Annotated in this window: 8 protein-coding genes; 5 read left to right on the top strand and 3 right to left on the bottom strand. The window is 33.7% G+C overall.

Going from position 1 to position 6,302, the window contains the following annotated elements; translation table 11 throughout:
* Positions 1-69 precede the first annotated feature (69 nt).
* From CRO00_RS20600 to istB, 3 genes are read left to right on the top strand one after another with little or no spacing between them, the layout of a single operon-like run.
* On the top strand, positions 70-195 hold the full coding sequence (locus tag CRO00_RS20600) for a hypothetical protein (RefSeq protein WP_272914328.1): 126 nt from the start codon (positions 70-72) through the stop codon (positions 193-195).
* Entirely contained in the window at positions 173-1,672 is a 1,500-nt protein-coding gene (gene istA / locus CRO00_RS17995) for an IS21 family transposase (protein ID WP_097075058.1), read from the top strand. Before CRO00_RS20600 ends, istA begins: the two co-directional genes overlap by 23 nt.
* Positions 1,669-2,385, top strand: coding sequence for an IS21-like element helper ATPase IstB (gene istB / locus CRO00_RS17990; RefSeq protein ID WP_097075057.1), 717 nt, complete (start codon positions 1,669-1,671; stop codon positions 2,383-2,385). Before istA ends, istB begins: the two co-directional genes overlap by 4 nt.
* Positions 2,386-2,566: 181 nt before the next feature.
* Here istB and CRO00_RS17985 read toward each other — a convergent pair whose 3' ends face one another.
* Positions 2,567-2,956 (bottom strand): tautomerase family protein, encoded by a 390-nt coding sequence (locus CRO00_RS17985; RefSeq protein ID WP_097075112.1) that lies wholly within the window; start codon positions 2,954-2,956, stop codon positions 2,567-2,569.
* Between the two features lie 212 nt (positions 2,957-3,168).
* On the opposite strand from CRO00_RS17985, the gene CRO00_RS20595 reads away from it, so the two are divergent.
* Positions 3,169-3,300: a hypothetical protein gene (locus CRO00_RS20595; RefSeq protein ID WP_272914327.1), complete on the top strand. Its 132-nt coding sequence runs from the start codon at positions 3,169-3,171 to the stop codon at positions 3,298-3,300.
* Positions 3,301-3,413: 113 nt separating this feature from the next.
* Positions 3,414-3,584 (top strand): IS3 family transposase, encoded by a 171-nt coding sequence (locus tag CRO00_RS20655; protein ID WP_097075111.1) that lies wholly within the window; start codon positions 3,414-3,416, stop codon positions 3,582-3,584.
* Between the two features lie 539 nt (positions 3,585-4,123).
* On the opposite strand, the gene CRO00_RS17975 is transcribed toward CRO00_RS20655, so the two are convergent.
* Both CRO00_RS17975 and CRO00_RS17970 read right to left on the bottom strand, forming a co-directional pair.
* Positions 4,124-5,212: a Ger(x)C family spore germination protein gene (locus tag CRO00_RS17975; RefSeq protein ID WP_097075056.1), complete on the bottom strand. Its 1,089-nt coding sequence runs from the start codon at positions 5,210-5,212 to the stop codon at positions 4,124-4,126.
* On the bottom strand, positions 5,205-6,284 hold the full coding sequence (locus tag CRO00_RS17970) for a GerAB/ArcD/ProY family transporter (protein ID WP_097075055.1): 1,080 nt from the start codon (positions 6,282-6,284) through the stop codon (positions 5,205-5,207). Before CRO00_RS17970 ends, CRO00_RS17975 begins: the two co-directional genes overlap by 8 nt.
* Between the last annotated feature and the right edge of the window lie 18 nt (positions 6,285-6,302).

Genomic DNA, 6,302 nt, shown 5'->3' with positions numbered 1-6,302 from the left:
GAGAATATTGGAAAATGGCTTGAAGTGTTGGGAGAGTAAGAGTTGGTAAGGTTTAAGGGGGAAGGGGAGTTGGAACGACTTTTTTGGGTGGATACAGCCACTTGTCAACATTATCCAATAAAGTTACACTCCTCGTTGGACCAACAACGTTTAACAGGAGGTAATATAGGAGATGTTGCAAGTGGTAGAAATTAATTATATCAGACATGAAGTTAATCATAAAGGGCGTTCCTACAAGGAAGTTGCAGAAAGCGTAAATCATGATCAACGTACAGTTAAAAAGTACGCTGATTTAGAAGAGTTTCCACAAAAGTTAAAGCAAAAACGCAAATCGCCCGTATTAGATGCCGTAAAACCGATCTTAAATAGTTGGCTTGAAGAAGATTTAAAAATGAAAAAGAAGTTCCAGCGTACTGCAAAACGCATGTATACGCAGTTAGTTGAGGAACATGGATTTAAAGGTTCAGCAAGAACTGTAAGACGTTATGTTAGCTCGCGAAAAGAAGAGTTAAAGAAAGAAGCAGAAAGTGCTGTACTTCCATTAGAGGCGCATAAAGGTACTGCACAAGTTGATTTTGGGAAAGCCCCTTTTAAATATGCAGGGGAAATAATAGATTTACCATTTTTAGTAATGTCTTTTCCTTATTCAAATACATTCTACTTTCAGGTATTTCCATCCGAAAATACAGAATGTCTATTAGAAGGTCTGCAACGTATATTTAAACGGTTAGGTAGCGTACCTAAAACAATTCGTTTTGACAATCTTTCACCTGCGGTTAAAAAGATTCACGCAAAGGGAGAGCGTGAGTTAACGGACATGTTCGAACGTTTTGTTTTACATTATGGATTCGAATATGAATTCTGTAATCCTGGCAAGGGAAATGAAAAAGGACACGTTGAAAACATGGTGAAGTATTCACGAAACAACTATTTATTACCTGCGCTATCGCTTACAGATTTAAATGAATTGAATGAGCAATTATGGGAAAAGGCTGAGAAAGACTGGGAACGGATTCACTATGAAAAGAAGCGAAAGCAGTCTGAACTTCATTTAGAGTCCGTCGCAAAACATTTAGTTTTACCAGAAAAGGAGTTTAATTGCGCTCGTATCATGACTGCGAAAGCAGACAAATCTGGATTTGTGCACATCGATTCAAAACTTTATTCTACTTCCCCGCGTTTTGCGCAAAAGAAAGTGTTCGTAGAAGTTCTGTATGATGAAATTCGGATTTTAAACGAAAACTATGAATGCATTGTAAAGCATCCGAGATTGTATGGCAATCAGGCCAAATCTATGGTTTGGCAACCTTATTTAAAATTATTGGCACAACGGCCAAAAGCGATTAAATATTCGGGTGTATATGATCATTTACCATCAGAATGGCAAGCCTATTTAAAAGCCTCTACGGAAGATGAGCAAAAGGCAGCACTATCACTTTTAGCAGAATTAATGACCGTAGCTACATTTGGTCAACTAAACGAAGCGTTGATGACCGCATCTAGTAATGGGCATCCTTCGGCTGAACAAATTAGGCAGGCTTTTAATGCACAAAAATTCAATCAGCAGCTCTATCAGGACATTCAAACCTCTGAGGAAATCCCTAAACTGCCAGAAGTGACTAGAGGTTCAAGTCACTATGATGATCTTTTTAAAATGGAGGAGAAATCATGACGCAGCTACTAGAGGATTGTGCAAAACGTTTGAAATTAAGTCAGTTACGTTCACATATTGCGGAATTAACCGCTGATCAAATTCAGTTTCTAGAGCAGCTCTTTACACGAGAAATTGAGCATCGTGAAGCAACAAAACTGAATTTATTATTAAAGCAGGCGCAGTTGCCTCAAAGTGGTCATGAGCCGTTTAATTGGCAGCATGTGCAACTAGCCAAAACATTATCGAAAGAGGATTTATGGGATGGACAGTTTATCTCTGAAAAGGAGAATCTTATTCTTTACGGTGGTGTAGGCACTGGAAAAACTTACTTAAGTCGTTGCATTGCATTAAATGCCATTACTAAGTTTGGTCATAAAGTACGCTTTTACACAATTGCAGGACTCGTTAATCAACTGATTGATGCGAATCAAAAAGGGCAGCTGATTAAATTAATGAACCAAATTGATAAATTAGACCTCCTTATTCTTGATGAGCTAGGCTATATTCCGTTAGGAAAAGAAGGGGCAGAGCTTCTCTTTCAAGTGATTTCGATGTGTTATGAAAAGCGTAGCATCATTATTACGACGAACCTTCAATTTGGACAATGGAATCATGTATTTGGGAATCAAATTTTAACAGAGGCGGTAATCGATCGCTTAATCCATCATTCACATTTAATCATCTTTACTGGAGAAAGCTATCGATACCGTAATTCTAGTATTCGAAAATAAGTAAAAATAGTGTTGGCAAGTGGTCGCAAAATTAATGACCATTTATTACATTTTTTGATTGCCAAATGCACTTTAACAGAAGACTCAATTTCAAGATAATATTAAAGACAATTAATTCCTTTTCACTTAATGCTGTTCGTTACTTAAAAAAAGAAGTGGTCAGTATATGACCACCTCGAATTTATACATTAACTTTATAACTCAGCTTTAACTCATCTCCAGGTAATCCTCTTATACCCCAGTTATGTTTTGGTGTTTCAAAAATTGTAATCTCAATATCTTGTGGAGATATATACAATTCACTATTAATAAGTTTAAATAGTAACTTTAGTAATTGCTTTTTGGCTTCTACCGAACGACCTTCGAACATACTAACTTCAATTACTGTATATGATTCAGTTCTTCCACTCGCGAAATAAAAATCTTCCTTATCCAAAGGGAAGAAACGATGAAACCTCTTATCAGATGGAAAATCAAGTGCTTCCACCATACACGAACGAATAACATTCGATAGTTTTTTCTTAATTGGATTTAAGCTGTCCTTTACTCCATAAATTTTAATTTGCCCCATTCTCATCTAATTTTTCTCTTCTCAGCTAAATTGCTAACAATAATACCTATTCTATATTTAAATAAAAATCCCTTCCTCAAGGATATGGCCTTTTAATGAAAAGTGACGCAATCCTAATTAAAGAAAGTGCTGCAAAAGTAATAATGGAGGAGCTAAATGTTCGACATAAAACACAAATTGAAACATGGGTACGCTGATATAAAGGCTGCGGGATGCATCGTTTTGAACAGCCTGTCGATAAACAATATACGTATGGAAAAGGACCTGAAAGTCTTACTCCAATGGAACAGTTACAATATGAAAATCAGTTTTTAAAGCAACAAATTGAAGTTCTAAAAAAGTAAGCAGAATTGGAGAGGAAATGGTTAAACAAGTAATTGTAGATATGTTTGAGCAATGGAAAGGAAAATTAACGTTCAAAAGCTATGTGCCATTTTAGAAATTCCACGCGCTACATATTATCGTTGGAAGAAGAATCCAAACGGTTTCATACATCTCAACTACTAAAAGAGATGATTCGTGTATTATAAATAAATATCGATATGGGTATCGCAAAATTACAGCTATTCTACGAAATGATCAACGCATCAATCACAAAGCTGTACAACGTATCATGCAAAAAATATAATTGGCAATGTCGTGTGAAGGTGAAGAAAAGAAAACAAACGGGACAACCATATTTTATCGCTCCCAATACACTAAATCGTGAATTTGCGGCGCAAAACCTTTTGAAAAACTAGTAACAGACATTACGTACTTACCTTTTTGGTGAGAAAATTTTATATCTTTCAAGTATACTCGATGTATTTAATAGTTAAATAATTGCTTATACGATTCGTGATTCGCAAGACGTATCATTAGTATTAGATACACTCGAGCAACTACCCGCCTTACCCGAGGGTGTTTACTACATAGCGACCAAGGGTCCGTTTACACATCAGTAGCCTTTCAAAAGGCAGTCAAAGAAAAAGGCATTACCATGTTCCTTCAATATTTCTTTTGCCCCTCCAAGATTCGCAGCAACTAGTACATGTTTGGCTGTGAACTAAGTACTATCTTCCATTACAACACCCTTTACAACTGTTTGCTCTATCCCTTAGTTCAAAGACTACGTGTGCCAAGTCTTTGGTTTTAATTTTTAAATCCGATAAGGTAGATACTCCCCCATTATTTAACCAATCCTGTATCTATAATCGTCACGGTTACAGTAGGGTGAATGTTTACTCGATCTATTGACTTGGGCCAGTCTAGGTTTTTCCATGTCTGATAATCCATTTTTCTTTTTATATACTTTCCTATACCGAGATTATCTATTTGATGTTCCTTCATAATTTCTAATATTTCGTTTATTTCTTTTTCTATATAATCTTGAATATCTCCCTCCATCTCTGCCATTTGTTTTTCATTATTAATATCTTTTTTTCCTTGGTATTCCAGTAAAAAACCTTTGAGATCAATTGACAAATTCACATCAATATCTTGATTATTATTTATTCCAACCTTTATACTTCTTTTATTCTTTAAAAAACTAAATATTACGTTCTCTTCTTTACTAATTTTAATTAATAATTTGCCCTCTTTAAACTCACCAGTTAAAAGAAAGAAAACTCTTGCTTTTATTTCTGGTAGTGATGTTCTTAACTGATCATCACTAAATAATCCAATACCTTCTGACATTATTCCATCTTCAGTTTGTAAAATAATTGGAGCAATAGGATCAATAGCGTCATCAAGGTAATCTTTCGCAAACTTATGTATATCCATCTCAGGAATGGAATTTAACCTTGCTTCTTTTGTCAAAAGCTCTTCGATAACACTATCAACCATTTGAAAATTTGGATAGTCTTTAGATAGCATTTGTTGTGGACTACTTTTTACAATAGACAGTTTTACAGTTGGTCTTAAAACTGGATCACGATAGAATGTATCGATTAAATCCCATACTCCTTTTTCTGCAAGTTTCTCTCCAATTAGAATACTCCTTACTTGACCCAAAACTAGATCTTTATCGGTCTGTTGGTTCAAAAATAACATTGATTCTCTTGGAGTATCAACAACAGTAGTGTTAGTTTGCTGTTCTAAGGTTTCTGCTATTGGAAACGAGACGGTTACTTTAAGTTTTCCGATATCCTCTCCTTCCTCAATTGACTCATAACCTATTGTATGAATAAATCCTAACTCCTCTACAATTTTTTGGTCCATACATCCCGATTGCATCAACAAGATTAGAATAATCATCATTAATATTCTAGCCATTACTTCTCCTTTTTTTAAAGATAATAATCAATAATAATAGTGGTAAGAAGACTGATATTAACAATTGAACTCTTGTTAAGGTAGATAACAAAATTATTAATTCTTTTTTTGTTACAAAAGCCAACGTTGATATATATCCAACTGCCAATAATACAAAAACAATAAGATTATCACTCCATTTAACCACCCTTTTTAAGGTAACTAAACTAATCCAGACATACATCGTAATAGTAATTAACACCTTTAAATAAAATAATATAAAAATTATAGAGTCCAATCGTTCAATAAATTCAAATTCTATATATTTCATTAAAGTTACTACTGGGTAAACTTGACGAGTTAACTGTTGTATACTGTTAAATCCATAACAAAATATAGTAACAATAAAATATAAAAAGGAAGTATATAAATGACCCAAAAAAACATATTTAAAACCGCTTTTCTCTTTACTTATATACGGGAACATAAATAGTATTACTTCAAACCCTAGAAATGCAGTATATAATTCGATCATCCCTCCATAAAAGTCCTTATTTTCATTAAACAAAAATGTAGAAAATTGCAAAAAGGAGAAGTCAGGAACAAAATAAAATAAAAGTAATATTATTGGTCCAGATAAAAAGAAAAATATAGTACAGATATGAGCGATTGTTATAATTCCTCTTGTAACAAGGTAAAAAGTAAGAATTAATGTTATCAGTACAAACCACTGTATATCAGTTTGAGGGAAATATAAAAACTTCATAACATGTACATAGTGTTTTGCGATTGTAACCGAAAGAATGGACCAGAATATGCTTAAAGAAATATATAAAGGCATTAGTATCATCTTTGCCTTTGAATTTAAACTCTCAATGGTTTCAAAAATCGACTCACCTTTATTAAAACTATAAATCTTAGCAATCAATCCAATATGAATCAAAACAACAACTGAAATAGGTATAATCATAATCCAACCGTTATATCCAAAATGATCGGCTATGATATTTGGTAAGCTAAAGAACACTATACCCATTTGAGTCATATAGGTAATAAAAAATAAATAGAACGGTTTAAATTTTTCATTTTGCATATTTAGGCTCTTCCTTAA

The organism is Ureibacillus xyleni, assembly GCF_900217795.1.
Classification (GTDB): domain Bacteria; phylum Bacillota; class Bacilli; order Bacillales_A; family Planococcaceae; genus Ureibacillus; species Ureibacillus xyleni.
The sequence above is the reverse complement of the archived record's forward strand: the minus strand, read 5'-3'. Positions and strand labels throughout refer to the sequence as shown.